The sequence below is a fragment of the Mariprofundus erugo genome, assembly GCF_005818865.1.
Lineage (GTDB): Bacteria > Pseudomonadota > Zetaproteobacteria > Mariprofundales > Mariprofundaceae > Mariprofundus > Mariprofundus erugo.
Map to the genome: position 1 here is coordinate 26,388 of NZ_VBRY01000002.1, position 25,451 is coordinate 51,838.

Sequence of the window (25,451 nt, forward strand, 5' to 3'; positions counted from 1 at the left end):
ATGGCGCCATCTGATGCCTGAGCAACACCATCCCATCGACAAGTCAGCCATGCGCCGGCTGGCCCTGGAAGCAAGACGATCAATTCCGCCCGAGCAGCGTGCCATCTGGTCCTCCGCTATCTGCGCACGACTGCGCCAGCTGCTCGCAACAGAGAAACCTGCCGCCCTCCTTACCTACCAGGCCCTGAGCGAAGAGGTCGATACGACCCCGTTGTTCCATAACAGCGATGTTCAACTCTACACCCCGGTCACCCACCGTCATGATCACATGGAGTGGCGACACACCCATGCCGGCTCTTCACGTCAAAAAGGGATATTCGGCGTCAACGAGGTCAGCGATGGCCCGCTATGGGGCAGCGCATGCGGGAAAACGATTCTGGCCTGCCCGCTTGTTGGCTTTGACCGCCGTGGCAATCGCCTTGGCATGGGTAAAGGCTGCTTTGACTACTGGCTGGCTGAGCACCGCAGCGCCATCAGCATGGTGATCGGCCTTGCCTTCTCATCTCAGGAGGTCGCACAAATCCCTGCAGAAAGGCATGATGCGCCACTGGACTATGTCATCACTGAACTGGAGATCATCGCGTGCCCTGCAGACTGAATATTCTTATTATCGGAGACATCATTGGCCGAGCCGGCCGACGGGCACTGGAAGAGCACCTGCCCCGCCTGATCGATAAATATTCCATCGACTTTACCGTTGCCAACGGTGAGAACCTTGCCTCCGGCTTCGGGCTGAACAGAAAAACAGCCGATGAGGTCTTCTCGCTCGGGGTCGATGTACTGACCAATGGCAATCACTGCTGGGATCAACGCGAGTTTCTGCTGCTCTGCGATGAGGATGATCGTTTTGTGCGCCCGATGAATTTTTCATCCCATGCCCCCGGACGTGGCTGGACCGTACTTGAAACGGCCGCCGGCCATAAGATCGCCGTCATTAATCTGATTGGCCAGATCTTCATGGGCCCATGGGATTGTCCGTTCGCCGCAGCCGATCGGGCTCTGGAAGAGATTCCGGATGATGTCAGCGCCATTGTGGTGGACATGCATGCCGAGGCGACCAGTGAAAAAATGGGCATGGGCTGGTATCTCAATGGTCGAGTCTCGTGTGTTTACGGCACTCACACCCACGTCCCCACCTGCGATGAAACAATCATGCCGGGCGGCACGGCCTATCAATCGGATATCGGCATGACCGCCTCTTATCAGTCAATTATCGGCATGAAGGTGGAAGGCGCCCTTAAACGCATGGTAGAACGACTGCCACAACGCTTTGAAGCCGTAGAGAGAGGCGCCAGCATCTTTGCCACGGTTGTCACCATTGATACCTCCACCCGCCGCGCCACCAATATTCAGCGCATCCATATTCCGCCCGCATGAGAGAGTCAGTCACAAAACTCCCGTCCGGGCCAAATGATCAGGAACTTTCTGAAGAAACCGGCATGAGGAATAAACACTCTCAACAAATTTACGCAGGATGTGCCACCGTACCCCGGCACCAACCACCTGCGCAGCCCCTGCATGCTCACGATGGAATATATTGATGAGCAGCGGACCGCTTGAGCTTGAAGGTCATGGAGACAACCTCCACGACCACATCGACACCAGCTTCATTGAAGAGGGACTGAACTCCCTGATGGAGGAGTCGCTGCTCATCGCTTATGAGCCTGAAAAAACGCCACTCCGCCATGACACCAACGCAGCAAGCCCATTGCCGTCCCGGCCTGTCGCGCCTCCACCGACACAGCCACTTCCTGTCATCTGGCTGTTAATCGCCCTGTTGCTGCTCACCGGTGCGATCGGCGCCACATTCTGGTCTCTGCAGGAGGAGACAAGTGCAACAGGCAAAGACCGGAATACCCCTATCGTCAAACAGACCCGAGGCGGCACCAATAATTTCTCGGGCATGCCTGCCCGCATGCCATAAAAAAAGGCTCATCGCGCATTAGCGGAAATATCGCTTGAAAAAAGTTTTGATACCCTGGCAGCGACAAGATGCTTTTAAAGGGACACGACTACTCTGCTAAAGCAGAGCACGCCCCTTTCTTTATCGGTAAAGAAAGGGGCGAAAGAAAGCCGCCCCCGATATCTTTGTCCTGCGGATTCCCTCATACGAGCCATTCACTACAGCCGCTGCATCCGCAGCTCGTTTCTGTAGTGAATCACTCTGTTCGGCAAATCTATAAGGGGGAGAATCAAGCTGCATCAGCTCATCTTTACCAGCACCGGCCCCGGACTTCCGCGATGAACCAAAAAAAAGGGAGCACAACGGCTCCCTTTTTTTCTTCCGGTTGCTGCGTTAACGCACAGACTCGGGCTGGGTTGGCAGGTCAGCCGCATCCGCAAAGGTCTTCAGCTTCTGACAACGGGATGGATGGCGCAGCTTGCGCAGCGCTTTAGCCTCAATCTGACGGATACGCTCACGCGTAACGCCAAACTGCTTACCCACCTCTTCAAGCGTATGATCGGTATTCATACCAATACCGAAACGCATACGAAGCACCTTCTGCTCACGGTCTGTCAGATTCTCCAGCACTTCCAGCGTCGCCTCGGCAAGGGCGGCACTGATCGTCGCATCCAGCGGATTCTCGGCGTTATCATCCTCGACAAAATCACCCAGCTGGGAATCTTCATCATCACCGATCGGGGTTTCGAGAGAAACAGGCTCCTTGGCAACCTCAAGGATCTGCAGCACCTTGTCGACAGGCAGCTCAAGATGCTCGGCCAGCTCTTCCGGCGTCGGCTCACGACCGATTTCCTGAGCAATCTGACGCGATACGCGCATCATCTTGTTAATGGTTTCGATCATATGAACCGGAATACGGATGGTACGCGCCTGATCGGCAATCGAACGGGTGATCGCCTGACGAATCCACCAGGTGGCATACGTGGAAAACTTGTAGCCACGACGCCACTCGAATTTCTCCACCGCCTTCATCAGACCGATGTTACCTTCCTGAATCAGATCGAGGAATCCAAGACCACGGTTGGTGTACTTCTTGGCGATTGAAATCACCAGACGCAGGTTGGCCTCGATCATCTCTTTCTTGGCCTGACGCATCTTGGCTTCGCCCATGGTCAGCTTACGGGCGACATCCTTGAGCTCCTCAACCTCCATCTCGGTTTCCTGCTCGACACGACGCAAACGGCGCTGATTTTCCTTGATCTTGCCGGAAACCTCTTCAATCGCCTCAACCCAGCCAGCATCGCGATGCTGGCGAACCAGATCATCGAGCCAGCGCTCATTGGTTTCATTCACCGGGAAGGTCTCAAGAAACAGCTTGCGGGGCATCCTTGCCTTAAGCGCAAAGTCACGCACCGTACGCTCAAAGCGACGAACTTTTTCAACAGCATTTTTGAAGCGCTGTACCAGCTGATCCAGCTGCCGCTGTGAAAATGGAATCGCCACCAGCTCAATCAGCATGGCATCCATCACCTGACGGCTGAGCTGCAAAAGCTCCTTGTCGTCCGGCTTTTTAGCCAGCTTCTTTTTCACTTCGATAAACTCGTCGTGCAGCCTCTTGGCCTCGGCAAAGTGGACCAGCGCCTCTTCCAGCTGCTCTTCCTTGGTGATCACCGTTTCCTGCATCGGTGTACCATCAGGTGTCGCGGTACGGGCACGGATCGCTTCGTTTAACTGCTCGCCATCCAGCTTGGGTTCGATTTCGATCGGCTCATCGTCATCGTCCTCACTGCGGCTCATGCGATTCTCATATTCCTTGATCGCTGCCGAGTTGACGACTTTTTCGTCAATATCGATGATATCACGGAAATTCGGCTCTTCACCGAGTTCCAGCGCCTCATCACGGATCTGCACAATCCGCTCACCCAGCATCATGATTTCGCGGAATGTGGATGGACAGAGACAGATGGCCTCATGGACCTGCATCCGCCCCTCTTCAATACGGCGGGCAATCTCGATCTCGCCCTCGCGGGTCAACAGCTCAACGGTACCCATCTCGCGAAGATACATACGCACAGGGTCATCAATACGGATCACCGTACCCAGCTGTGATGTATCAGCCCTGAGCGCAGAATCCTCCTTGCGCAGGCGATCCTTGCGCATGGCATAGGCACCGGTAGGGGCGCGCTCGGGATCCACGACCTCAACACCCATCTCGGTAAAGACGTTGATCAATCGCTCAATGCGATCGGCACTGACCAGATCAGCCGGCAGATGCTTGCTCAAATCATCGTAGGTGATGTAACCGGCCTGTTTACCTTTGGCCATCAGACTCCCGAGTTCACGGATGCTGACCTGTTCCTGATTATTTTTCGACATGCGGTTATGCTCCTGTAGTACCCAGCTGTTCTTTGAGCTCCTGCTGCTGTTGCTGCAACTCGCGCAAGCGCTTTTGCAGCAGCACGGATTCCCCCAACCCTATTCCGCCTCTCATACGACGACGGATATCGTTGGTCTCCATATCCAGCAACAGACTCCTGTATTCAATCTCATGAACGGCTGCCTGATTGATCCAGCGAGAAATCATTTGTTGATCATCGGGAAAGGCCCGGATCAGTTGTCTCGCGATATCGGTATCTTTTGCTTCGGCATCCACTCTCATCGAAAAAGCGCGCGAGTATATAGCATGGATAGTCGGCTTATCAATAAAAAAGTTCATCGCCGCAGAAGAAAGACGCTCCAGGCGCGCAGGCTCCTGCAGCAACCCTGCCATAAATCGCTCTTCCACAGCATTCAGCACAACGGCCGCACGCTGAACCGGCTTCGGCGCCTCAACCCTTGCAGGGCGACCTCGCGACTGCAGCGCAAGGCCGCTCACCCGCTCTGCCTCCTGTCGCCAGACCTGCACCAGATATGGATCAGCCATAGCAGCAAGCATCGCATCCGCTTTTTTCGCCATCACAGCACGCCCTTCAGCGCCCTGCCCGGCCAGTAACTTCAACCCGTAAATCCAGCTTTCCAGCACCGGCAATGCATCCTGTTCAAGGCGACGACTGAATGCCTCCGCCCCCTCCTTGTTGAGCAGGGAATCAGGGTCCTCCCCCTCGGGCAAATAGAGAAACTTCGGGGAAAATTCCGACTTGAGCAGCGGCAGCATCCGCTCCAGTGCACGCCAGGCCGCCTGACGACCGGCACGATCACCATCAAAGCAGAAAACAGGTGTATCACAAAGACGAAGGATCTCACCAATCTGCCCTTCACTGGTGGCGGTCCCTAGCGGAGCCAAACCGATCTTCAAGCCGTGAGCCGCCATCGCCAGCACATCCATGTAGCCTTCAACCACCACCAGCTGCCGGCGTTTACGAATGGTATCGCGATGTTCAAAAAAACCGTAAAGAAGCTCGGATTTATGGAAATAGGGCGTCTCGGGGGAGTTCAGGTATTTCGGCTCCCCCTCCCCAAGCACGCGCCCGCCGAAACCGGCAACCCGCCCCCGCCGGTCGCGAATCGGAAACATCAACCGGTCACGAAAACGGTCGCCATAGCCCCGATCACCCTTGAACAGCAAGCCCACACGCTCAAGCTTTGCATGGGTCGCAGCATCCGTGCCGAACACCTTATCCATAAAGCCATAGCCCTGCGGGGCATAGCCCAGACCATACTCACGAACAATCGCCGGCGGCAACAGCCGCTTCTGCAAGTATAACAACGCATTGGCACCGGCCGGTGTATTCAGTGCCGCCGCCATGGCCGAAGCCGCCCGTTCAAGCAGGCGAAAATCCTCCTGCTGGCGCAGATCATCCGTATGACTTGCATGCGTATCCCGGGGCAACTCCAGCCCGGCCTTGTCGGCCAGATACTCGACTGCCTCGGGAAAGCTGTAGCCATCATGCTCCATCAAAAACTGGAAGGCACCGCCCCCCTTGCCACAACCGAAGCAGTAATAGAGCTGCCTGTCGGGCGACACCGAAAACGAAGGGCTTTTTTCATGGTGAAACGGACATAGCCCCATCAGATTGGAACCTGACCGTTTCAACTCGACATGCCGCTGAATCAGCTCCACCAGATCGGAGCGTGCCAGAACCTCATCAAGGAAGGTGGGGGAGAAGTTCGCCATACCCGGCTTTATATAGTGTTGACCTGCGTGAATTGCAAGGCGCTCAGCCCAGGCGCTGCTTCACAATTGCAGAGAGCTTGCCCATATCGGCACGTCCCTGCGCTTTGGCCTTGACGATATTCATCACCGCACCCATTTCGCGCATGCTCGATGCGCCTGTCTCGACAACGGCAGCTTCAATGATCGCAGCCAGCTCTTCATCCGACAGCGGCTCGGGCATATAGGCCTGAAAAATCGCCGCCTCAAGCAGCTCCTTCTCTTCAAGATCCGCACGACCAGCCTCGGCATACTGGCGGGCGGCATCATTGCGCTGCTTGACCAGGCGGGAGAGCACAGCCAGGGACTCATCGGCCGCCAGCGCATGACCCACCTCGATCTCCCGATCCTTGATCGCCGCACGCAACATACGGATCGCGGAGAGTCGCACCTTGTCGCCGGATTTCATGGCTGATTTCATATCGTCGGTTAACTGTTGCAGCATGGTATTCTCCATCGGTTGATTGCTTGTTGAATTCACACAATGCACAGCCACCGGGCTGAAATGGCGCTGCCGCATTGCCAAAATGATCAAATAAAAATGCCGGACACGAAGGCCCGGCATCTTTATATGTTGTGTCACATATGGGCGATTTTAGTAATCGCGGTTTTCACGCATACGAACACGGCGCAGACGCTTCATCAAACGCTTGCGAGCTGCCGCCTCCTTACGCTTGCTGGCGATAGAGGGTTTTTCATAGGCTTCACGACGACGGCACTCAGCAACAACACCGCCCTTTTCCACCTGCTTGCGAAAACGCTTGAGAGCAATCTCAAACGGCTCGTCAGGATTCACTCGAATTCCTGGCATATTAAACATCACCCCCTTCAGGCGCACCCAAAAACTTGTTAAAACGATCCGGCATCTGCTCAGGCAGACACTCGCCCTTCCACTTCCGGGCCGCTAGGCTCGCAAACCTCTCCCGACAACGAGAGTGGCGATCAGAAAGGGCGGCGGATTATGGCAACTGGTGAAAACAAGTCAAACAAGAGTTCCGGCAGCAATCCGTCTCTGCTGAGAATCGCATCAAAAATCGGTGGCTGGACCATGCTGTCGCGCATCCTTGGCTTTGTCCGGGATATCCTGCTCGCACGCGTGCTCGGTGCAGGCATGCTTGCCGATGCATTTTTTGTAGCCTTCAAACTCCCCAATTTTTTCCGCCGCATGTTTGCCGAAGGCACCCTGACCGTAGCACTGGTACCGGTGCTCTCCGATGAGCGACTCAAGGGTGAGGAACAGGCCCACCGCTTCCTCAATGCTCTGGCCACCCTGTTGCTGATCGCTGTCACCGGCTTTACGATCATCGGCATCCTGCTGATGCCGTGGCTGCTCTACCTGTTTGCCCCCGGCTTTGCCGACGAACCGGAGCGCTGGGCCATGTCGCTGCAACTGGCCCGCTGGATGTTCCCCTATCTTGCCATGATTTCACTGGCCGCCATGGCGTGGGCCGTACTCAACACATACAAACAATTTGCCGTCCCTGCAGCCAGCCCCGCCCTGCTCAATGTCGCCATCATCCTTGCCGCTGTCGTGATTGCTCCGCAGTTTGATAATCCGGCCCATGCTCTTGCCATTGGCGTCGTGCTGGGCGGCTTCCTGCAGCTGGCCATCCAGTTTCCGGCATTACGACGCATCGGCTGGATCCCCCGGCTGAGTCTTGATTTCCGCCAGCCGCCGATTGCAGCCACCATGGCCCTTTTCGGCCCCGCCGTCATTGCCATTGCCGCCGTACAGCTCAACATTCTCGTCGGCACCATTCTGGCAACCCTGCTCGATACAGGAGCCGTCTCCTATCTCTATTACTCTGATCGCATCGTCCAGCTGCCATTTGCCCTGTTCGGCATCGCCATGAGCACGGCGCTGCTACCAACCATCTCGGCCCATCTCTCCGCTGGTAATCAGCTTGCCGCCGGAGAGGATCTGCGCTCAGGCCTTGCCTGGCTCAGCTGGATCACCCTGCCGGCAGTAGCCGGAGCCCTATATCTGGCCGAACCGATTGTTGTGACGCTGTTCGAGCGTGGTGCCTTCACCCATGCTGACAGCATCGCCACCGCCCACACACTGCAGGCCTATGCCATCGGCCTGATTGCATTCTGCTGGGTAAAGCTGCTGGCCTCCGCCTGTTATGCGGGCAAGGATGCAAAAGCCCCCATGCGCTATGCCAGCATCAGCGTAGGTGTGAACATCGTACTGGCCATCAGTCTGATGCAGTTCTGGGCCTATGTCGGCCTGGCGCTGGCCACTTCACTGGCAGCATTCGTCAATGTGGCCATGCTCTACCTGCGGCTGACAAAAACGTATGGACCGCTGCTTACCGGCACAACGCTCAAACGACTCGCCAGTGCAACAGCAGCAAGCACCCTGATGGTGCTGTGCATGGCAGGATTCGAACAGGCCGTACCATTTCCTGCGACGGGAACCATGCAGGCAGCCTGGCTCTCGGCTATCATCACCGGTGCTGTCGGCATCTTTTTTGCCGCCGCCCTGTTGATGGGCGAGCGGGCATTTCTAATGCGCTTCATCAAAAGGAGAGGCCATGCGTCGTGACATTATTGTATTTGATATCGAAACGATCATTGATGCGCATGCCGCCCGGCGCCTGCTGCGCCAGGAGCAGCTGAGCGATAGCGAGGCCCGCGATGCTCTCACCGATTACTTTCTGGAGAAAACGGCCGGCCGCAATGACTTTCCCCGCCAGCCGTTTCATCAGGTGGTTGCCATCTCCTACGGCCACCTGATCCGCGAACCCGGCGAGCAGGGCCAGGAGCTGGTGATTCGTCAGCTGGCCAGCGGCGGCGATAAAAACAGCAGTGAAAAAGAGCTGCTGGAGGGCTTTTTTCATCTGATCGATACACGTGCCCCGCAGCTGGTCAGCTTCAACGGACGGGGTTTTGATATCCCGGTGTTGAAATACAGGGCGATGAGCCATGGCCTCAGCTGTCCGCGCTGGTTTAAAGAGGGCGACAAATGGAACAACTACGACGCACGCCACAGCGATTATCACTGCGACCTGCTTGAACTGTTTTCCGACTTCGGTGCATCTGCACGCTGCTCCATGGATGAGGTTGCCGCTGTATTCAATATTCCCGGCAAACTGGCAACCGATGGCAGTGCTGTGCGCACCATGTTTGAAAGCAAACAACTGGATGCGATTCGTAATTATTGCGAAACCGATGTACTGACCACCATGCTGCTGTTTCTGCGCCAGCAACTTTTTTGCGGTGCGCTTTCAAACGGCGCCTGTGAACGTGCCACTCTCGGCATACGCCACTATCTGGAAGGCGAATGCGAAAACCGCCCGCACCTGGCCGAATACCTGCAGGCATGGGAGACATAACCAGAACGGCTGATTCATTGACACCCGGCCAATCATCAGCGCACAACGAAAAAATCATCCACCAGGGAGCATCATATGAAAGCGCGGATCAGCATGATTACCCTTGCCGTTCACGATATGGATCGCGCCGTACGCTTCTACGAACAGGGACTGGGCTTTCCGAAAATGGAGTCCCCGCCGGAGGTGGCGTTTTTCACACTCAACGGCAGCTGGCTGGGCCTGTTCGGCCACGCAGCACTTGCTGAAGATGCCAGGGTGTCAGCCGAGGGCAGTGGCTTCAACGGCTTCGCGCTGGCCCACAATGTCGCCTCGGAGGCGGAGGTGAGGCAGGTGATGGCACAGGCAGAACAAGCAGGAGCCACCGTGACCAAACCGGCGCAAGAAACCTTCTGGGGTGGCTATGCCGGCTACTTCAAGGATCCGGATGGCCACTTATGGGAGATCGCATACAACCCGTTCTTTCACGTCGGACCGGCAGACTGAGACAGCCTGCCCCCGCACCACACGGAACATCAGAACTCAATGGCAGCCACGCGCGTCAACTCCGCACTCACACGCTTGTCATTCATGATTTCGCCAAGCGTTGCCTTTGACAACATGCCGGCAAAGCTTGCATGCGGAAACATCAGGCCGGGATTACCACCGGCAAAACCCAGCCTGATCGCCAGAAGATCGGCCAGATAAACGGCAAGCACCTCAGCCCTCACCTCCTCCGGCACAGTATCCGCACTGCTGTGTCCGGGATGGTGGTGATAGATGATGCCCTGTACAATTTTTTCAGGCAGCTCCCAATGCGTTGCCAGCAGCACCCCCAGATCGATATGGGTACAGCCGAAGCGGGCGCACTCATAGGCAAGGTGCCCTTTTTCCGGATCAAGGGTCGCTGACTGCATAAACTGGGTAAACAGATCAAAACTGATCCTGCCAACATCATGAAACAGACCTAACGTGGCAGCCTCATCACCATCACAACCGGGAATATAGCGGGCAACGATTTCCGCCAGCGCGGATACGGCCATGCCGTGTTTCCAAAGTGTGCGGGCATGATACTCTTTGCCTTTACTGGCAATATTCGATGAAAAGGAGTGACGGGCCACCACACTTCTTGTCAGTGAGTGGCCAAGGTGGGAAATCGCCCGTCCGACATCATTGATCGGGGTGCGCAAACCGAAGCCGGCCGAGTTGACACTGCGCAACAGTGTGGCCGCCAACACCGGATCGCTCTTGATAATATCAGCCAGCTGCTGGTTCGATGCACCTCTGTTACAGGCACGCTGAAAGGCATCCCATAAGGCCGATGGCAACGATAACGAGTGAATACTGTTTTGATAAAGGGCCAGGCGTGTCGGACTTCCGGCCATGGGCAACAACTGCGAATAAAGCGTACAACTGTCATCCAGCGGCAGCATAAACTGTGCGGGCACATCTGCAGGCATCGTAACCTGCCCTGCCCCGGGATATTGGCTTGCCTGATCCTGCATAACGACTCCTGTCAGTTGTGTCATCCGTACGATGAGCAACTGACAGGCCAAAAAAGCATCTCAACCACGCCCCGACAGACGCAGAGTGCATCGATCAAAAAAAGAGGGGCTTAGTGCATGCCGCCATGGTGACCATGATTCATCCTCATGTCGCGTACTTCAGCTGCCACCGGCAGCACCTCTCCGCTCGACAGCTGCAGATTCAAAGTAATACGCTCTCCCGATTTCAGCGGCTGATGCAGCCCCATCAACATCACATGTGAACCACCCGGCGCAAAAATGGCCTCGCCTCCGGCAGGAATATCGACTGCCGGCAATGCGAACATCATCATTCTGGCTCCATCCATACGCATACCATGCAAGCCCGCAGCATCCACTGCATCACAGCTGATTCCGACAATGCGCAGCGCCTCCCTGCCCCTGTTCTCCACCGTCATGTAAGCGGCCGTATCTTTCGCCACAGGCGGTGGCAATCGCACCCATGCATCACTGACCACCAGCTCGGCAGCATGGGCAACCGGCATACAGACAAACAGCATCAGTGCCACAATCATCTTTTTCATTTTACGCGCCCCTTTTACTCAACGCAGCCACAGCCGCAACTGCTCTGCAATCACAGCTGCAGAGGTTTTTTCATCAAAAAGACCGGCCACCTTGCCATCCGGGTTAACCAGATAAATAAATGTCGAGTGCTCGACCGCATAGGAGGCATCTGCAGGCTGATCCGGCACCGCATAATCGACCCGCCAGGCTGCCGCCACCTTGTCGAGCAGGGCAGGTGTACCCGTTACACCCTTGATGCGGGGATCAAAAAAACGGGCGTATTGATCCAGCTTGTCGGGCGTGTCCCTGCGTGGATCCACACTGATAAAAATGCCGGCAACACGATGCTTCAATGCATCACCCGCCTGTTGCATGGCAGCAGCCATCACCCCCAGCGCCATCGGGCAAACATCCGGACAATGGGTATAACCGAAATAGATCAACACAGCCTTGCCGCGGAAGTCATGCAGGGCCAAAGGCCCTTGCGATGACTGCAGCTCAAAATCGCCCCCCATATTTTTCAGTGCAGAGGGAATCACCGGCTGCGCAGCAAACTGCTGCCAGAATATAACCACCAGAACTGCGACGAGCGCCAGAACGGTGACACCATATTTAACCAACGACTTATTCATGACAGCAACCATATCGTTTCATCAGCGCATGATCCATGCAACACCACCCGATACCGCCCACAGGCGCTGTCAGTCAAGGTCTCGCCAGTGACTGAACATCGCAGCCTGCCCGCAATCACGACCATGCTGATCAAGAAGATTCCAGACAAGTGCCTGCTCAATGCGAAAGCGCTGGCCACCGGCGGCAATACGAATGCCCGAATAGTCATCAATATAGCCATGCGCTGACACCCGCTGCAGCAGGGCATCCCGCTCCGCCCGGGCAAGCGGCTCGGCTGAGTAGCGCGATGGCAAACCAATGATTTGTGACCAGCCCATGGCAAAGCGCTGCTGCGCCGCACGATTGGCGTAGTTGAACAGAGGATCAGCCCCTGTGCCATGCGATAACAGTGCAAACGGTGCCTCGTAAACGGCACGGGCAAAGGCAACGTCATCCAGGCCCGCACTGTTTAGACCCTCGCCCCGCCAGTGACACAGGCTGTCACTGATCAAACGGACGTGTTGCCAGAGAAAACCGCTGGAGTCATCCGGCTCCGGCGGTTTTCCGGCAACAGCATCATCGCTGGCGAACACCGGACGGTTAAAGACGGGAGACATCCGCCAGATTCAGGAACAGCCCTCTTAACTGAGCCAGCAAGGCCAGACGATTCGCCCGCACCGCCTCATCTTCCGCCATCACCATCACATCATCAAAGAAGCGATCGACCGGCTCACGCAATCCGGCCAGCACATTCAGCTGCCCCGCAGGATCAGCCGGAAATGCTGATTGTGCTGCCACCAGACTCTCATGCAATGCCTGTTCTGCCGGCTCGATCAGCAGCGACGCATCCACATCACCACCACTTTCGCCCGCCTTCTTCAGAATATTGGCAATGCGCTTGTTGGCTGCAGCCACGGCCCGGCCGGCTTCTGAATCAGCAAAGCCGGAGAGCAGCTCCGCTACCGCCACACTCTGATGCATCGGGCGCTCATGAGATGCCCCGATAGCAGCCTCCAGTGCACTGCGCGAATAGGCAGAGGTGCTCATGCCCAGCCAGCGATCCTCGATAAACTGACGAACCGCCGCCTTCGTCGCGGCATCAATCGTGATGGTGACACGCTGCTGATTCCACTGCTTGGCCGCCTCATCAATGACACGGGAGAGCGTCATGGCAACCGGCATATCACCGGCCTCAAGCAGCCGGATCAACCCGATCGCCGCCCGGCGCAATCCGTACGGATCGGCACTGGCGGTCGGAATACGCCCGATATGAAAATAACCGAGCAGCTTGTCGGCGCGCTCGGCAATACCGATGGCGCGGGCAATCCGGTTCGGCGGCAATGCATCCTCGGCACCGGCCGGGGCATAGTGATGCTCCACACCGGCGGCAACAGCTTCATCCTCGCCATCCATGCGGGCGTAAATACCCCCCATATAACCCTGCAGCTCAGGAAACTCGCCGACGAGACCGGTGGTCAGATCCGACTTGCACAAGTGGGTCGCACGCTGGGCATCGTTGGCATCGACCGCGAGCGCTTTGGCATTATCCAGCACAAAGGCGCGCATACGGCCCACCTGATCACCGACCATACCGAGACCATCCTGGAACACGATGGTGGAAAGCTTCTCGACACGCGCATCAAGCGTCTGTTTCGGATCGCGATCAAAATAGAAGGCAGCATCCGCCAGGCGGGCGTTCACCACCCGCTCGTTACCCTTGGCCACTGCGGCAGGCTCTTTCGAGGCAATATTCGCCACTGCAAAAAAGACATTGCTGGGCTTGCCACCGGCATCACGGGTGGAAAAGCAGCGCTGGTGATGCTTCAGCTCAATGCGACTCACCTCAGCCGGCAAACGCAGAAAATCAACACTGTAACGACCTGTGATCACATGCGGCCATTCGGTCAGATCGGTGACCTCGTCAAGCAGGTCAGCATCCTCGACCAGTTCAACCCCTGCTGCCGTTGCGGCTGCAGCCAGCTGCCCGCCGATTGACTGCTTGCGACGATCGCGGTCGGCCAGCACATACTGCCCCTCAAGCCAGCCGAATGGATCGGCAACATCGATCTCGCCTGTACTGCCATGCACGCGATGGCCGCGTGACACACGACCTGTGGTTACGCCGGCAAAACTGAAATCGATCACTTCATCACCAAGGCGGGCAACAAGCCAGCGCACCGGACGAATGAATGCATCGGTACGCGCCTCACCATCCTGCCACTGCATCTGTTTCGGGCTTGGCAACTTGCGCAGAATGCCGGGCATCGCTTCGGCAAGAATTTCAGCCACCGCACGCCCCTTCAGCATGCGCACGGCTTTCATATAACGGCCTTTACCATCACCCTTGTCGGCCAGTTCAAAGTCATCCAGCGTCAACCCTGACTTGTTGGCAAAACCGTGCGCCGCACCTGTTGGCTTGCCATCAGCATAAGCCACCCGCTCAGGCGGCCCCCAGATCGTCTCTTCACTGTCAGCCTGCAGCAGGGGAACCGATGCCGCGTGCAGCAGCAAGCGACGCGGGGTTACGCCAAGGCACAACGCCTCAGGGGCCACACCGGCATCCAGCAACAGCTTTTCAACGGCCTCTTTCAGAGCCGCGCCCATGCGTGGCGCCACACCGGCCGGAATCTCTTCTGTACCAATTTCAATCAACAAAGGTTTCATATTACTCATGCATCCACCCCCGCATAGGCACGTGCAACGGTACGGGCAAGCCCCCTGACGCGACCGATAAAGCGCTGCCGTTCAGCCACGGAAATCGCACCGCGGGCATCCAGCAGATTGAATGCATGTGAGGCTTTCATCACCTCTTCATAGGCTGGCAGCACCAGGTTGCTCTCGGTCAACCGTTTGCACTCGCCTTCCGCGTGGTCAAACTGCTCGTGCAACCAGGCGGTATCGGCCAGATCAAAGTTGTAGCCGGAAAACTCCACCTCATTACGATGGAAAACATCACCATACGTCACTTTTTTACCATCGTCGGATTCTACCCAGACCAGGTCAAATACATTTTCAACGCCCTGAATATACATTGCCAGTCGCTCAAGGCCGTAGGTAATTTCACCCGGCGTACGCGACAGCTCTACACTGCCAACCTGCTGGAAGTAGGTGAACTGGGTAATTTCCATACCATTGAGCCAAACCTCCCAACCCAGCCCCCAGGCGCCGAGCGTCGGACTTTCCCAGTCATCCTCGACAAAGCGGATATCATGTACCTCCGGGTCGATGCCGATCGTACGCAGTGAGTCCAGGTAGAGTTCAAGAATATTTTCCGGTGCCGGTTTCAGAATCACCTGAAACTGGTAGTAGTGCTGCATGCGATTGGGGTTCTCCCCGTAACGACCATCGGTGGGGCGACGACAGGGCTGCACATAGGCCGTGCGCCAGTCCTTCTCATCAAGCACTCGCAAAAAGGTGGCCGGGTGAAAGGTTCCCGCCCCCATCGAACAATCATACGGCTGCTGCAGCACACAACCGCGTTTGGCCCAGAACTGCTGCAATGTAAGAATCAAATCCTGAAACGTTAGCACGAAAACTCCCCGAAAAATGTAAACTGCAAGCCTAGCTGCGCATACAGAGGCTTGCCAGAATTGACGATGTTATTTCTTGTCCTGTCCATGACCGGATGAGCGGCCGCGTCGCCGTCTGTTATTACTGCGAGGTCTGGCACTGCCCGGCTTGTCATGATTATTTTCGGCTCTGTCACCCTCGCCCATACCTTCGGCATGCGCATCCGGATGCGTTGGCTTGCCAATATCAAGCATATCCTCGGTAATCACCGACAGGGGGATGCGACGCTCCACATAGGCCTCGATATCCGGCAACCCGAAACAGAAACGCTCACAGGAGAAGGAAATTGCGGTACCCGTCGCACCGGCACGAGCCGTACGTCCAATGCGGTGAACATAGTTCTCGGCATCTTCGGGCAGGTCATAATTAAATACATGGGTGACGCCATCAATATGCAGCCCGCGACTGGCGACATCCGTAGCCACCAGCAGCTGCAACTTGCCTTTGGTGAAGTCTTCAAGAATCCGCACCCGCCTGGCCTGCCGCACATCACCGGAAAGAATACCAACAGAAAAACCGTAACGGGCCAGATTGCGGGCCAGCCGTTCACCCGTGCGTTTCTCATTGATAAAGATCATGCCCCGCTCAACCGATGACTCACGCAACAAATGAATCAGCAACGGCAGCTTGTCATCCATAGCCGTGTGATACATCGTTTCAGCGATACCGGAGGCGGTAATTTCACCCTCTTCACCGCGCAATTTCACCGGCGAATTCATATGCTCGTAGGCAAGCTCCATCACCCGATGGGAAAGAGTGGCGGAAAACATCAGTGACTGGCGCTCATCGAACTTCGGCAGGCGACGCAGCATAAAGCGCAAGTCCTTGATGAAACCAAGGTCAAACATGCGATCAGCCTCATCAATCACCAGCATCTCGGTCAATTTCAGATCATAGGCTTTTTTCTTCAGATAATCGATCAATCGCCCCGGTGTACCAATCAGGATATCGACCCCGTCAGCAAACCCTTTCAGCTGCTTCTCATAATCAACACCGCCATAAACCGTGTGAATTTTGAGGTTGGTAAATTGCGCCAGTTTCTGTGCATCGGAGGAGATCTGGATCACCAGCTCGCGTGTCGGTGCGATCACCAGAGCCCTGGGATGGGTCCCTTTGCGGCCGGGCTTCGGCTCTCTGGTTAACAACTGGTTGATAGTGGTAATCAGAAATGTCGCCGTTTTGCCGGTGCCGGTACGGCCCTGTCCGGCAACATCCTTGCCGGCAAGTGTCACAGGCAATGCCGTTTTCTGCACATCGGTCAGATGGGTAAACCCCAGTCCGTTAATACCCTGCAACAAAGGCTCGGGAAGATTCAGTTCTTGGAAGGTTGTCGGATTCATGTCGCGAAGCGTACGCTTGTGACGATTGCCATGCCACTGCGGGCTGATTATGCTCCGCGCCTTTCCTGCATAAACAGGGGCTCATGGCGCAATTGGTTAGCGCTACCGGCTCATAACCGGTTGGTTCTAGGTTCGAGTCCTAGTGAGCCCACCAGTTTCCCCGGATACGAAACCGGAGTCTGCCGGACAGGGAGGAATCGCAGCACGCAGGCAGATCAAGCTAGCCCCCTGATTTCCCGGCAGGTCACAGATTGATGTGACCGAGGATCAGCCGGCCGGCCACTGCCCGCTCGACGATTTCACCCGGTACGTCACTTCGAACAAGAACAACAGGATGCACATGATACCGACAACGGAACAAATCGCCGACATGGTTCGCCGCCAACTTCCCGATGCACGGGTTGAGGTGCGCCTTTACGCCGGTGATGACCACTTCGAAATGAGTGTTGAATCAGCAGCATTTGCCGGAAAGTCACGTGTGGCCCAGCATCAGATGGTTTACGCCGCACTTGGCGAACACATGAAACAGGCCATACACGCACTGGCTCTGAAAACATCCACACCCAAGGAGAGCGCATGACCAGCCCTGTACTCAAGCAGATCGACAAGATCGTCAAGGAAAACAACGTCGTGCTATTCATGAAAGGCACCCCCGACTTTCCCCAGTGCGGCTTCTCTCAGCGCGTGGCAGCCATCCTCAACACATACGACATTCCATATGCAGCCGTGAATGTACTGCTTTCAGACGAGGTTCGTCAGGGCATCAAGGACTACTCGGACTGGCCGACCATTCCCCAGCTCTATGTAAAGGCCGATTTCATCGGCGGCTGCGACATCGTCTCCGAAATGCATGCAACCGGCGAGCTGAAAGAGCTGCTGGCCCCCTTGAAAAAAGACGTCTGAACACGTATCCTCTGACTTGCGTTGAAGAACACTGCGATCAGACTTAAAAGGATATCGATGCTGACCAGAACTGTTGTACTCCATTCCGCCTGCGGTGCTCGTCCGGCCACAACAGCGATCTGCAATCCGACATCCGGCATCTCAACAGACTCATGCAGACAAAGCTAACCCATAAACTTGGTCAGCGCCTTGCCCTGACGCCCCAGCTGACCCAGAGCCTCAAGGTCCTGGCCATGAACAGCATGGAGCTGGATGCCTACCTGGAAGAGTCGGTAGAATCCAATCCCATGCTGGAGATGGAGTTCAACGAAACTCCGGTTGCAGATGCCGCCGGCCAGCAGCATGCGCTGGAGGTTGCCGAGCAGGAGCAATGGAAAGAACAGGGCGATGACCGCTGGGAGGCCATGTACTCGACCGCCGGTCGCGATGACTTCAGCGAACGAGAACCACTCTGGCAGCAGGAGCAAAGCCTCAGCGAATCACTGCATGAGCAGATAGACCGCCAGCCGATGACTGACGACGAGCGCAGGCTCGCCCACATGCTGATCGACTCGCTCGATGATGATGGCTACTTCCGCAGCGACCCGGCTGATTTTGTCCTTGAAGTTGCCGATCAGATCAGCACGGATGTGGAGACGGTCGATGGCATCCTGCATCGCATCATCCACCAGCTCGAACCGGTCGGCATTGGCGCACGCGATCTGACCGAATGCCTGCTGCTGCAGCTGGACTGCAACCAGGAGATTGATGTCTGGGTAAAGCGGCTGCTGCTCCATTTCCCCGACAGCCTGCAGATGAGCGACAATGAGCTGGCAACGGCTGCCGGCTGTGATGCTGACACCATTCAACAGGCCCGCCAGCGCATGCGCCGGCTGGACCCGTTTCCCGGCCATGGACTGCGCGGCCAGGAAAACTATTACATCCGCCCCGAGATTGTCTTTCGCCGCAACAGCAACAATGAGATAGAGGTGGATATTCCGGGCAGCAACTGGCGCGGCATCCGCCTGAACGAGCAGTGGAAAGAGCATGAGTGGAAGGGACGGGACAAGGAGTTCATGTCCCAGGCCATGAAAGAGGCCAAGTGGCTGCTGCATGCACTCGATCAGCGCAGTGAAACACTGATGAAGGTGGCCCTGTGTCTGGCCAGTCGCCAGCGCGCCTTTCTGGAATTCGGCGTCATGGGCCTCAAGCCGCTGACCCTGCAGGATGTGGCAGAAGATGTCGGCCTGCATGAGTCAACCATCTCGCGCGTAACCAATGGCAAATATGCCGACACCCCCATCGGCATTATAGAGTTAAGACGATTTTTTTCCGCCGGTTTGCCTACCCGCGGAGGCGGCACAATTTCTGTTTACCGTGTGCAGCAACGGGTGAAGGCACTGATTGATTCAGAACCGGTAGGCCGGCCCATCTCGGACCAGGCCATTGCCGATCGACTACAGGCAGAAGGCATAGAAATTGCTCGTAGAACTGTGGCCAAATATCGTGAACAATTAGGGCTGTTACCAAGCAGCCAGCGGAGGCGCGCGACAAAAGCACGCCACCAGTAGTGCGCCCTGTTTTTCGGCGCATGTTAAGGCGCTCCTGCAGCTTCAGGGGTGCAACAACACAACGGAGGAACGAATATGCAAGTATCCATCACCGGTCGCCATGTGGAGCTTTCCGAGCCATTGAAGGCCTATGTCACGGACAAATTACAACACCTGAAACACTCCTTTGATCATGTTATGGACGTACATGTCGTGCTTTCAGTTGAAAAGTTCCGTCAACGCTGCGAAGTCACCATGCAGGCCCATGGTATCAATATCCATGGCAGTGATGAGACCGAGGACATGTATGCGTCCATTGACGGCGTCGTCGACAAACTGAACAGACAGCTCAAGCGTTACCGCTCCAAGCTGCACAGACATCAGTCCGGCGGTCAGCGTGAAGGACGCCTGATCAAGGTATCACATCGCATTCTTGATGTCGCAGCCGAGCGTGAAGAGCTCAGCGAAGATCATCAGCCGGCAACACTGCGTCACGAAACCATCGATGCCAAACCGATGTCCGTTGATGAAGCCGTCATGCAGCTTGAGCTTGGCAGCCGCGATCTGCTGTTTTTCACCAACGGCCAGACCGAGCAGCTGAACGCCGTGTATCGTCGCCCTGACGGTACTCTTAGCTGGATTGAACCGGAATCAGTCTGAGCAGATAGCAGCTGGTATGCTATTAACTGCAGAGCACGTTCTGCTTAACTCGACTGCTGACAGCAAACGCGCTGTCATCACCGAGCTGGCAGAGGTTCTGACATCAATAGATCCGGACCGCGTCATGGAAGTGGTGATGGCGCGCGAGCATCTGGGCAGTACAGGTATCGGCCATGGGGTAGCCATCCCCCATGGCCGCATGCCGGATCTTGCCGCCCCGATGCTGGCTCTGGCCCGCCATATCCATGGCGTCGACTTTGACGCCATTGACGGTGAGCCCGTTCACATCATCGTCATGCTACTCGTTCCCGACTCGGATGACCGGCGCCACCTTGAGCTACTGGCACAACTGGCAAGAAACCTTCAGCAAAGCAGCTTCAGGGAACAGGTCATGCAAGCAAAAAACAGCAGAGCCCTGAGCAACCTCTTCAGCGAACGGATTATCGCCCGATAATGCAGCCACTGCGCCGGATCACGATACGTGAACTGCTGGCTGCGCAGGGCAAGGCCGTGAAAATGCGCCTGCTGGACGGGGAGGCCGGGCTCGACCGCTATATCGACCATCCCCGCATGCAAAAGCCATCGCTGGCCTTTGCCGGCTTTATCCAGAACCTGAGCGACTACCGCCTGCAGGTCATCGGACAAACCGAACTGCAATATCTGGCAACCCGCTCGCCCGAAGATCAGCGTCAGGCAGTCAATGCCGTCTTCGACCTGCGCCTGGCCGGCGTGGTTGTCACACGCAACCAGATGCCGCCGGACATCATTCGAGAAGCGGCACGCCGTACAGATACGCCCCTGATGATCTCAGAGCTGCCATCATCCACATTCATGACCAACCTGATGCTGTTTTTATCGCATTACATGGCCCCGATGACCTATCAACACGGCGTCTACATGGACATCTTCGGGCTGGGTGTACTGATCACCGGCTCAAGCGGTATCGGTAAAAGTGAAATCGGACTGGAGCTGATCTCCCGCGGCCATCGCCTGATCGCCGATGACATGGTGCAATTCTCGCGTATGAGCCCGGGCGTGGTGGTGGGCCGCAGTCCTGATGCTCTGCGTTATCACATGGAAATTCGGGGACTCGGCATCCTCAACATTCGTGACCTCTATGGTGCCGCCGCCATCACCGATGCAAAACGTCTGAGCCTCGTCGTCGAAATGGTCGCCTGGGAACAGCTGGCACCGGAGGACCGCGTGCTGGGTGAGGAGAGTGAAACCGATATCCTCGATGTACACATCCCCCGTGTTCCGATCCCCATCCGTTCCGGACGATCACTGGCCGTACTGGTTGAGGTAGCCACCCGCAATCAGCTGCTTAAACAGCGCGGCATTCACAGCGGTGAGGCCTTTGTACAATCACTACAACATCGCATTGAGCAGGGAAGGTAGGCAATGATACTGATCAGCGGGCTCTCCGGGGCCGGGAAAAGTACAGTGTTACATGCACTGGAGGACAGTGGCTTCTTCTGCACGGATAACCTGCCGGTCGAAATGCTGCGTGAATGGTCGGTGCTGATGCAGCTGCGCAAACAACCGGCGGCCGTTTGCCTTGATGCACGCAGCGGCATGAACACACAGCTGCTGCATGATGCCGTCGCTGCCGTACTGGTTTCGGATGACTGGCAGCTGCTGTTTGTCGAGGCGGAGGATGCTGTACTGCAGCGCCGCTTCTCCACCGTGCGCAGACGCCACCCCTTTGCTCCGGGCGGTGATCTGATGCAGGCAATTCAGCTGGAGCGGGAAAGCCTGACCCCGATCCGGGATATGGCGCATCTTGTCCTCGACTCCAGCCACCTCACCCCTTACGAGCTGGCAGAAAAGGCCGATCTGTTCTGGCGCCGTCCGGAGATGCAGGTCAACCGCATGTCCTGCACGGTCATGTCATTCAGTTACAAGAACGGTCTTCCTCCGCAGGCGGATGTGGTATTCGACATGCGCTTTCTGCCGAACCCGCATTACCAGCCGGAACTTCGCTCGAAAACCGGCTGCGATGAAGATGTCATCACCTTTCTGCAGCAATATCATGAGGTCTCAGAGGCCGAACTGCGCATTCGCAACTGGCTGGAGCTGGCATGGCCACTGATGCAAAAAGAACGAAAACATTACTTTACCATCGCCATGGGCTGCAGTGGCGGTCGCCACCGCTCTGTCTACATGGCCGAAAGAGTGGCCTCCTGGATCGGACAGCAGGGCTGGCTCACCCCGACCATCCAGCATCGGGAACTCGGCATCGTTTATAGCAGGGAAAGTGATATCCACGGAGCCCGCCAGTGATCGGTATTGTCATGATCGGCCATGCGCGCATTGCCAGCCAGATGAAGCATGCATTGCAACATATTCTCGGCGAACAGCCACTGATTGCCGCCGTCGATATTACCGAAGAGAGCAGCCTTGAGTCTGTTTCCGAGCTGTTGCGCACTAAAATCCGCTCCTGCGACGTCGGCGACGGCGTTTTGCTGCTGGCAGATATGTTCGGAGGCACGCCATGCAATATTGCCATGGGCTGCCTCAAGGCCGGCCATATTGAAGTTGTCTCCGGCTTTAACCTGCCACTGCTGATCAAGGCAGCAACCATGCGCAACAAGGTCGAAAGTGTGGCTGAACTCGCCGGCCATGTGGTGGATGCAGGCAGACAATACATCCGCCTTGCATCGGATATTGCCATCGGAGGTGGTCGTGTCTGAACGACGTGTACGCATCTGCAACAAGCTCGGACTGCATGCCCGGGCATCCGCCAAACTGGCCAGCGAAGCCAGTCACTTTGCTTGCGAGATCTCGTTACAACGCGATGACATACGGGTTAACTGCAAAAGCATCATGGGCATCATGATGCTGGCTGCCAGCAAGGGTACCGAACTGCTGTTGTCTGCAGAGGGCGATGACGCGGAAGCCGCCCTCAATGCCCTTGAGGCACTGGTCAATGATCGCTTCGGGGAAAGCGAATAGTGGAGCAATACTGCCCCCCTTTGCGCCCGCGCAGCGAAGGCAGGGCTGTTGCCGGCAGCTCCGGCATTATTATTGGCCGGGTAAAAAAACTGTCACACGGCCTTCAACCAATCCCCGAGCGCCGTCTGGCGACAGAAGAGACCGGCCAGGAAATTCGCCGCCTGCAACTGGCGGTTGAAGCCGCGATTACAGAGATTGACCAGCAGCGCCTGCATCTGCGACAGCTGGGCTCACAGGATCCGCTGATGGTGCTTGATGCCCACCGTATGATGATTGCCGACCCAGAGCTCACCCAGCAGGCCATCTCCCGCATTAATTCCGAATGCATCAATGCCGAGTGGGCCCTGCGTCAGCAGATGGATGCCATTCAGCAGCTGTTTCGTGAGTTTGACAATGCCTACCTGCGTGGCCGTGAGGATGACATTGAGCAGGTAGGACAACGGATTCTCTGCCAGTTAATGCAACGCTCGCATGAGCTTCCGGCAGATCTTGTCCCTGACAGCGAGGAGCAGCAGCCGCTCATTTTTGTCGGTGAAGATTTTAATATCAGCGACATTGTACGGATGTGGCGTCAGGGCATCTCCGGCATTGTCACCGAGCAGGGGGGCGTGGATGCCCACAACATCATTGTTGCCCGTGGCATCGGCCTGCCGGCACTGATTGGAGCCGCCGGCATCCTGGATGAGATGGAGGATGGTGACCTGCTGATTCTCGATGCCGAGCAGCGCCAGTGGATTCTTAATCCGCCGCAGGAGGAGCAAACCGGTTACAGCCGCTTTATTGAGGCCGTCACCAGCAATCGCCGGGGCCTTGCCGCCTATGCCATGCAGCCATCACGCAGCCTCAATGGCCGGGAGATGCGTCTGATGGCCAATATTGAATTTATCGAAGAGCTGGATGTAGCCGACCAGATCGGCATTGATGGCATCGGCCTCTTCCGCAGTGAATTTCTCTTTCTCAACTGCAAGCTGCCACCCGATGAGGAGCAGCAATACCGCTACTATGCCGCCATTATACGGCGCATGGCAGGCAAGCCTGTCACCATGCGACTGCTGGATATTGGCGGCGACAAATCATGGCTCCAGCAGCAGGATCAACATGAGCACATCAGCTACGGTGGCAACAACCCCTCCCTTGGCCTGCGCGGCATCCGCCTGCTGCTACGTTGCCGCCAGCTGCTGACCACCCAGCTGCGCGCCATGCTGCGAGCCGGCGAAGAGGGGCCTTTACATATACTTGTGCCTATGGTCAGCAATTGTGATGAAATGCAGCAGGTGCGTGCGCTTGCCATGCAGATCCGCAAGGAGCTGGGACTGCAAAGCCCGCTCTCCATCGGCACCATGATCGAGGTACCTGCTGCCGTCATGATTGCCGATGATCTCGCCAAAGTCAGCGACTTCTTCTCCATTGGCACCAATGATCTGATTCAGTATACCCTGGCTGTCGACCGCTCCGATGAAGGGGTGGCCGATCTCTATCAACCCGACCACCCGGCCATTCAAAAGCTGATATATCAAACGGCGCTGGCCGCCAAACATGCGGGCATCCCCATCTCTGTGTGCGGGGAGCTGGCAGCACATCCTGACTGGACCGAAACATTCCTGAACCTGGATATGCATGCGCTCTCCATGAGCCTGCATAACATTCTGCCAGTCAGACGCCTGCTGAGCAGACAGGTTTACACACCACTGCTGCCGCAACGGTAAACACCGTTTCCATGGCAGCGCACTGCCATTTCCTTCAGCATCCCCTGATTCGCGATATGCAGCAAACCGCCAAGGAGAGATCATGACCCGTGAGACTAAAACGGCAGGCAATGACCGCATGGGAGTATGGATGCTGCTCGCCGTCGTGGTCATCACAGCCATCCTGTTTTTCTGGACATCGAATCATTATCAACATGACAAGCCGGGACCTGCAACCTATGTCGATCAAAACGGACGCCTGCATGTACTGGGCATCACGCTTGGCGAAACAACGCTGCGCCAGGCTGAGACCATCCTGCAAAGCAGAAGTGACGTTGCCCTCTACATCTATCCTGCAGAACACCCGAAAGCAGGCATGAAGATGGAGGCATTTTTTCCTGCCATTGCCGACCATACAAAAGTCGTCCTGCTGCTGGATATGGATCAGGCGACATTGCGCGATATCGAAACACGCGCAACCGTGCCCCACCTCTATCCGAATGAGGTCGCCCGCATGAATCTGGCTCCGGCCGACAGCAGCGATGCCTATAACCGGGTCATCCGCGAATTAACGCTGATTCCGAATCTCAACCTTTCCGCTGCGGCACTGCAGGCACGCTTTGGCAAGCCGGACCGCATTGACCCATCTGATCCGCAGGGGACACAATACATCTTCAATGCCATTGGTCTGAATGCCGTAATCAGCAGCGAAGGAATGCCCACACTTCACTTTCAAAATCCACCGCAGCCCACAACCCTTTCAGCGCCACAATCCTGATTGC

The 25,451-nt window shown here is 56.4% G+C and carries 28 protein-coding genes and 1 tRNA gene; 18 read left to right on the forward strand and 11 right to left on the reverse strand.

Going from position 1 to position 25,451, the window contains the following annotated elements:
- Positions 1 to 13 precede the first annotated feature (13 nt).
- The 3 genes from FEF65_RS02045 (at position 14) to FEF65_RS02055 (ending at position 1,924) form a co-directional block, all read left to right on the forward strand.
- The gene (locus FEF65_RS02045) at positions 14 to 598 is read left to right on the forward strand and encodes a 5-formyltetrahydrofolate cyclo-ligase (RefSeq protein ID WP_138238132.1); all 585 of its coding nucleotides are present in this window, start codon (positions 14 to 16) and stop codon (positions 596 to 598) included.
- Positions 583 to 1,377 carry a TIGR00282 family metallophosphoesterase gene (locus FEF65_RS02050; RefSeq protein WP_162847938.1) on the forward strand — a complete coding sequence of 265 codons (795 nt, stop codon included), beginning with the start codon at positions 583 to 585 and terminating at the stop codon, positions 1,375 to 1,377. The genes FEF65_RS02045 and FEF65_RS02050 overlap by 16 nt, the downstream gene beginning before the upstream one ends.
- A 163-nt stretch (positions 1,378 to 1,540) precedes the next feature.
- Positions 1,541 to 1,924, forward strand: a complete 384-nt coding sequence (locus FEF65_RS02055; protein ID WP_138238133.1) for a hypothetical protein — start codon at positions 1,541 to 1,543, stop codon at positions 1,922 to 1,924.
- A gap of 372 nt (positions 1,925 to 2,296) precedes the next feature.
- Here FEF65_RS02055 and rpoD read toward each other — a convergent pair whose 3' ends face one another.
- The 4 genes from rpoD to rpsU all read right to left on the reverse strand — a co-directional run bounded on the left by rpoD (position 2,297) and on the right by rpsU (position 6,864).
- Positions 2,297 to 4,279, reverse strand: coding sequence for an RNA polymerase sigma factor RpoD (rpoD, locus tag FEF65_RS02060; protein ID WP_138238134.1), 1,983 nt, complete (start codon positions 4,277 to 4,279; stop codon positions 2,297 to 2,299).
- Positions 4,280 to 4,283: 4 nt separating this feature from the next.
- Positions 4,284 to 6,017 carry a DNA primase gene (gene dnaG / locus FEF65_RS02065; protein ID WP_138238135.1) on the reverse strand — a complete coding sequence of 578 codons (1,734 nt, stop codon included), beginning with the start codon at positions 6,015 to 6,017 and terminating at the stop codon, positions 4,284 to 4,286.
- Between the two features lie 43 nt (positions 6,018 to 6,060).
- Complete coding sequence (locus FEF65_RS02070) at positions 6,061 to 6,498, reverse strand: GatB/YqeY domain-containing protein (RefSeq protein WP_170304406.1); 438 nt, start codon at positions 6,496 to 6,498, stop codon at positions 6,061 to 6,063.
- 150 nt (positions 6,499 to 6,648) lie between these two features.
- Positions 6,649 to 6,864 carry a 30S ribosomal protein S21 gene (rpsU, locus tag FEF65_RS02075; RefSeq protein ID WP_138238137.1) on the reverse strand — a complete coding sequence of 72 codons (216 nt, stop codon included), beginning with the start codon at positions 6,862 to 6,864 and terminating at the stop codon, positions 6,649 to 6,651.
- Between the two features lie 150 nt (positions 6,865 to 7,014).
- On the opposite strand from rpsU, the gene murJ reads away from it, so the two are divergent.
- From murJ to FEF65_RS02090, 3 genes are all read left to right on the forward strand, one after another.
- Positions 7,015 to 8,601 carry a murein biosynthesis integral membrane protein MurJ gene (gene murJ, locus FEF65_RS02080; protein ID WP_138238138.1) on the forward strand — a complete coding sequence of 529 codons (1,587 nt, stop codon included), beginning with the start codon at positions 7,015 to 7,017 and terminating at the stop codon, positions 8,599 to 8,601.
- Positions 8,591 to 9,391: a 3'-5' exonuclease gene (locus tag FEF65_RS02085; protein WP_138238139.1), complete on the forward strand. Its 801-nt coding sequence runs from the start codon at positions 8,591 to 8,593 to the stop codon at positions 9,389 to 9,391. The genes murJ and FEF65_RS02085 overlap by 11 nt, the downstream gene beginning before the upstream one ends.
- Positions 9,392 to 9,466: 75 nt before the next feature.
- A complete protein-coding gene (locus tag FEF65_RS02090; protein ID WP_138238140.1) occupies positions 9,467 to 9,874 on the forward strand; it encodes a VOC family protein in 408 nt (135 codons plus the stop codon).
- Positions 9,875 to 9,903: 29 nt separating this feature from the next.
- Here FEF65_RS02090 and FEF65_RS02095 read toward each other — a convergent pair whose 3' ends face one another.
- The 7 genes from FEF65_RS02095 to FEF65_RS02125 all read right to left on the reverse strand — a co-directional run bounded on the left by FEF65_RS02095 (position 9,904) and on the right by FEF65_RS02125 (position 16,937).
- Positions 9,904 to 10,872, reverse strand: coding sequence for an HDOD domain-containing protein (locus FEF65_RS02095; protein WP_161595158.1), 969 nt, complete (start codon positions 10,870 to 10,872; stop codon positions 9,904 to 9,906).
- A gap of 110 nt (positions 10,873 to 10,982) precedes the next feature.
- Positions 10,983 to 11,435 (reverse strand): copper chaperone PCu(A)C, encoded by a 453-nt coding sequence (locus FEF65_RS02100; RefSeq protein ID WP_138238142.1) that lies wholly within the window; start codon positions 11,433 to 11,435, stop codon positions 10,983 to 10,985.
- A gap of 18 nt (positions 11,436 to 11,453) precedes the next feature.
- Positions 11,454 to 12,047 (reverse strand): SCO family protein, encoded by a 594-nt coding sequence (locus tag FEF65_RS02105; RefSeq protein WP_161595159.1) that lies wholly within the window; start codon positions 12,045 to 12,047, stop codon positions 11,454 to 11,456.
- Positions 12,048 to 12,116: 69 nt separating this feature from the next.
- Positions 12,117 to 12,644 carry an MEKHLA domain-containing protein gene (locus tag FEF65_RS02110; protein WP_138238144.1) on the reverse strand — a complete coding sequence of 176 codons (528 nt, stop codon included), beginning with the start codon at positions 12,642 to 12,644 and terminating at the stop codon, positions 12,117 to 12,119.
- Complete coding sequence (gene glyS, locus FEF65_RS02115; RefSeq protein ID WP_138238145.1) at positions 12,628 to 14,700, reverse strand: glycine--tRNA ligase subunit beta; 2,073 nt, start codon at positions 14,698 to 14,700, stop codon at positions 12,628 to 12,630. The genes FEF65_RS02110 and glyS overlap by 17 nt, the downstream gene beginning before the upstream one ends.
- A complete protein-coding gene (locus tag FEF65_RS02120) occupies positions 14,697 to 15,557 on the reverse strand; it encodes a glycine--tRNA ligase subunit alpha (protein WP_138238146.1) in 861 nt (286 codons plus the stop codon). The genes glyS and FEF65_RS02120 overlap by 4 nt, the downstream gene beginning before the upstream one ends.
- 69 nt (positions 15,558 to 15,626) lie before the next feature.
- Positions 15,627 to 16,937, reverse strand: coding sequence for a DEAD/DEAH box helicase (locus tag FEF65_RS02125; RefSeq protein ID WP_138238147.1), 1,311 nt, complete (start codon positions 16,935 to 16,937; stop codon positions 15,627 to 15,629).
- A gap of 77 nt (positions 16,938 to 17,014) precedes the next feature.
- Between FEF65_RS02125 and FEF65_RS02130 the strand changes: the two genes are divergently transcribed.
- The 12 genes from FEF65_RS02130 to FEF65_RS02185 all read left to right on the forward strand — a co-directional run bounded on the left by FEF65_RS02130 (position 17,015) and on the right by FEF65_RS02185 (position 25,447).
- Positions 17,015 to 17,091, forward strand: a tRNA-Ile gene (locus FEF65_RS02130).
- A gap of 186 nt (positions 17,092 to 17,277) precedes the next feature.
- A complete protein-coding gene (locus FEF65_RS02135) occupies positions 17,278 to 17,517 on the forward strand; it encodes a BolA family protein (protein ID WP_138238148.1) in 240 nt (79 codons plus the stop codon).
- Complete coding sequence (gene grxD, locus FEF65_RS02140; RefSeq protein ID WP_138238149.1) at positions 17,514 to 17,840, forward strand: Grx4 family monothiol glutaredoxin; 327 nt, start codon at positions 17,514 to 17,516, stop codon at positions 17,838 to 17,840. The genes FEF65_RS02135 and grxD overlap by 4 nt, the downstream gene beginning before the upstream one ends.
- Positions 17,841 to 17,992: 152 nt before the next feature.
- On the forward strand, positions 17,993 to 19,390 hold the full coding sequence (rpoN, locus tag FEF65_RS02145; protein ID WP_138238150.1) for an RNA polymerase factor sigma-54: 1,398 nt from the start codon (positions 17,993 to 17,995) through the stop codon (positions 19,388 to 19,390).
- A 75-nt stretch (positions 19,391 to 19,465) separates the two neighbouring features.
- Positions 19,466 to 20,029 (forward strand): ribosome hibernation-promoting factor, HPF/YfiA family, encoded by a 564-nt coding sequence (gene hpf / locus FEF65_RS02150; protein ID WP_138238151.1) that lies wholly within the window; start codon positions 19,466 to 19,468, stop codon positions 20,027 to 20,029.
- 16 nt (positions 20,030 to 20,045) lie between these two features.
- Entirely contained in the window at positions 20,046 to 20,483 is a 438-nt protein-coding gene (locus FEF65_RS02155) for a PTS sugar transporter subunit IIA (RefSeq protein ID WP_138238152.1), read from the forward strand.
- A complete protein-coding gene (hprK, locus tag FEF65_RS02160; RefSeq protein ID WP_138238153.1) occupies positions 20,483 to 21,427 on the forward strand; it encodes an HPr(Ser) kinase/phosphatase in 945 nt (314 codons plus the stop codon). Before FEF65_RS02155 ends, hprK begins: the two co-directional genes overlap by 1 nt.
- Positions 21,428 to 21,430: 3 nt before the next feature.
- The gene (rapZ, locus tag FEF65_RS02165; protein ID WP_138238154.1) at positions 21,431 to 22,312 is read left to right on the forward strand and encodes an RNase adapter RapZ; all 882 of its coding nucleotides are present in this window, start codon (positions 21,431 to 21,433) and stop codon (positions 22,310 to 22,312) included.
- The gene (locus FEF65_RS02170) at positions 22,309 to 22,722 is read left to right on the forward strand and encodes a PTS sugar transporter subunit IIA (protein ID WP_138238155.1); all 414 of its coding nucleotides are present in this window, start codon (positions 22,309 to 22,311) and stop codon (positions 22,720 to 22,722) included. Before rapZ ends, FEF65_RS02170 begins: the two co-directional genes overlap by 4 nt.
- The gene (locus FEF65_RS02175) at positions 22,715 to 22,984 is read left to right on the forward strand and encodes an HPr family phosphocarrier protein (RefSeq protein WP_138238156.1); all 270 of its coding nucleotides are present in this window, start codon (positions 22,715 to 22,717) and stop codon (positions 22,982 to 22,984) included. The genes FEF65_RS02170 and FEF65_RS02175 overlap by 8 nt, the downstream gene beginning before the upstream one ends.
- Entirely contained in the window at positions 22,984 to 24,690 is a 1,707-nt protein-coding gene (gene ptsP, locus FEF65_RS02180) for a phosphoenolpyruvate--protein phosphotransferase (RefSeq protein ID WP_238701119.1), read from the forward strand. The genes FEF65_RS02175 and ptsP overlap by 1 nt, the downstream gene beginning before the upstream one ends.
- An 82-nt stretch (positions 24,691 to 24,772) precedes the next feature.
- The gene (locus FEF65_RS02185; RefSeq protein WP_138238158.1) at positions 24,773 to 25,447 is read left to right on the forward strand and encodes a hypothetical protein; all 675 of its coding nucleotides are present in this window, start codon (positions 24,773 to 24,775) and stop codon (positions 25,445 to 25,447) included.
- Positions 25,448 to 25,451 lie beyond the last annotated feature (4 nt).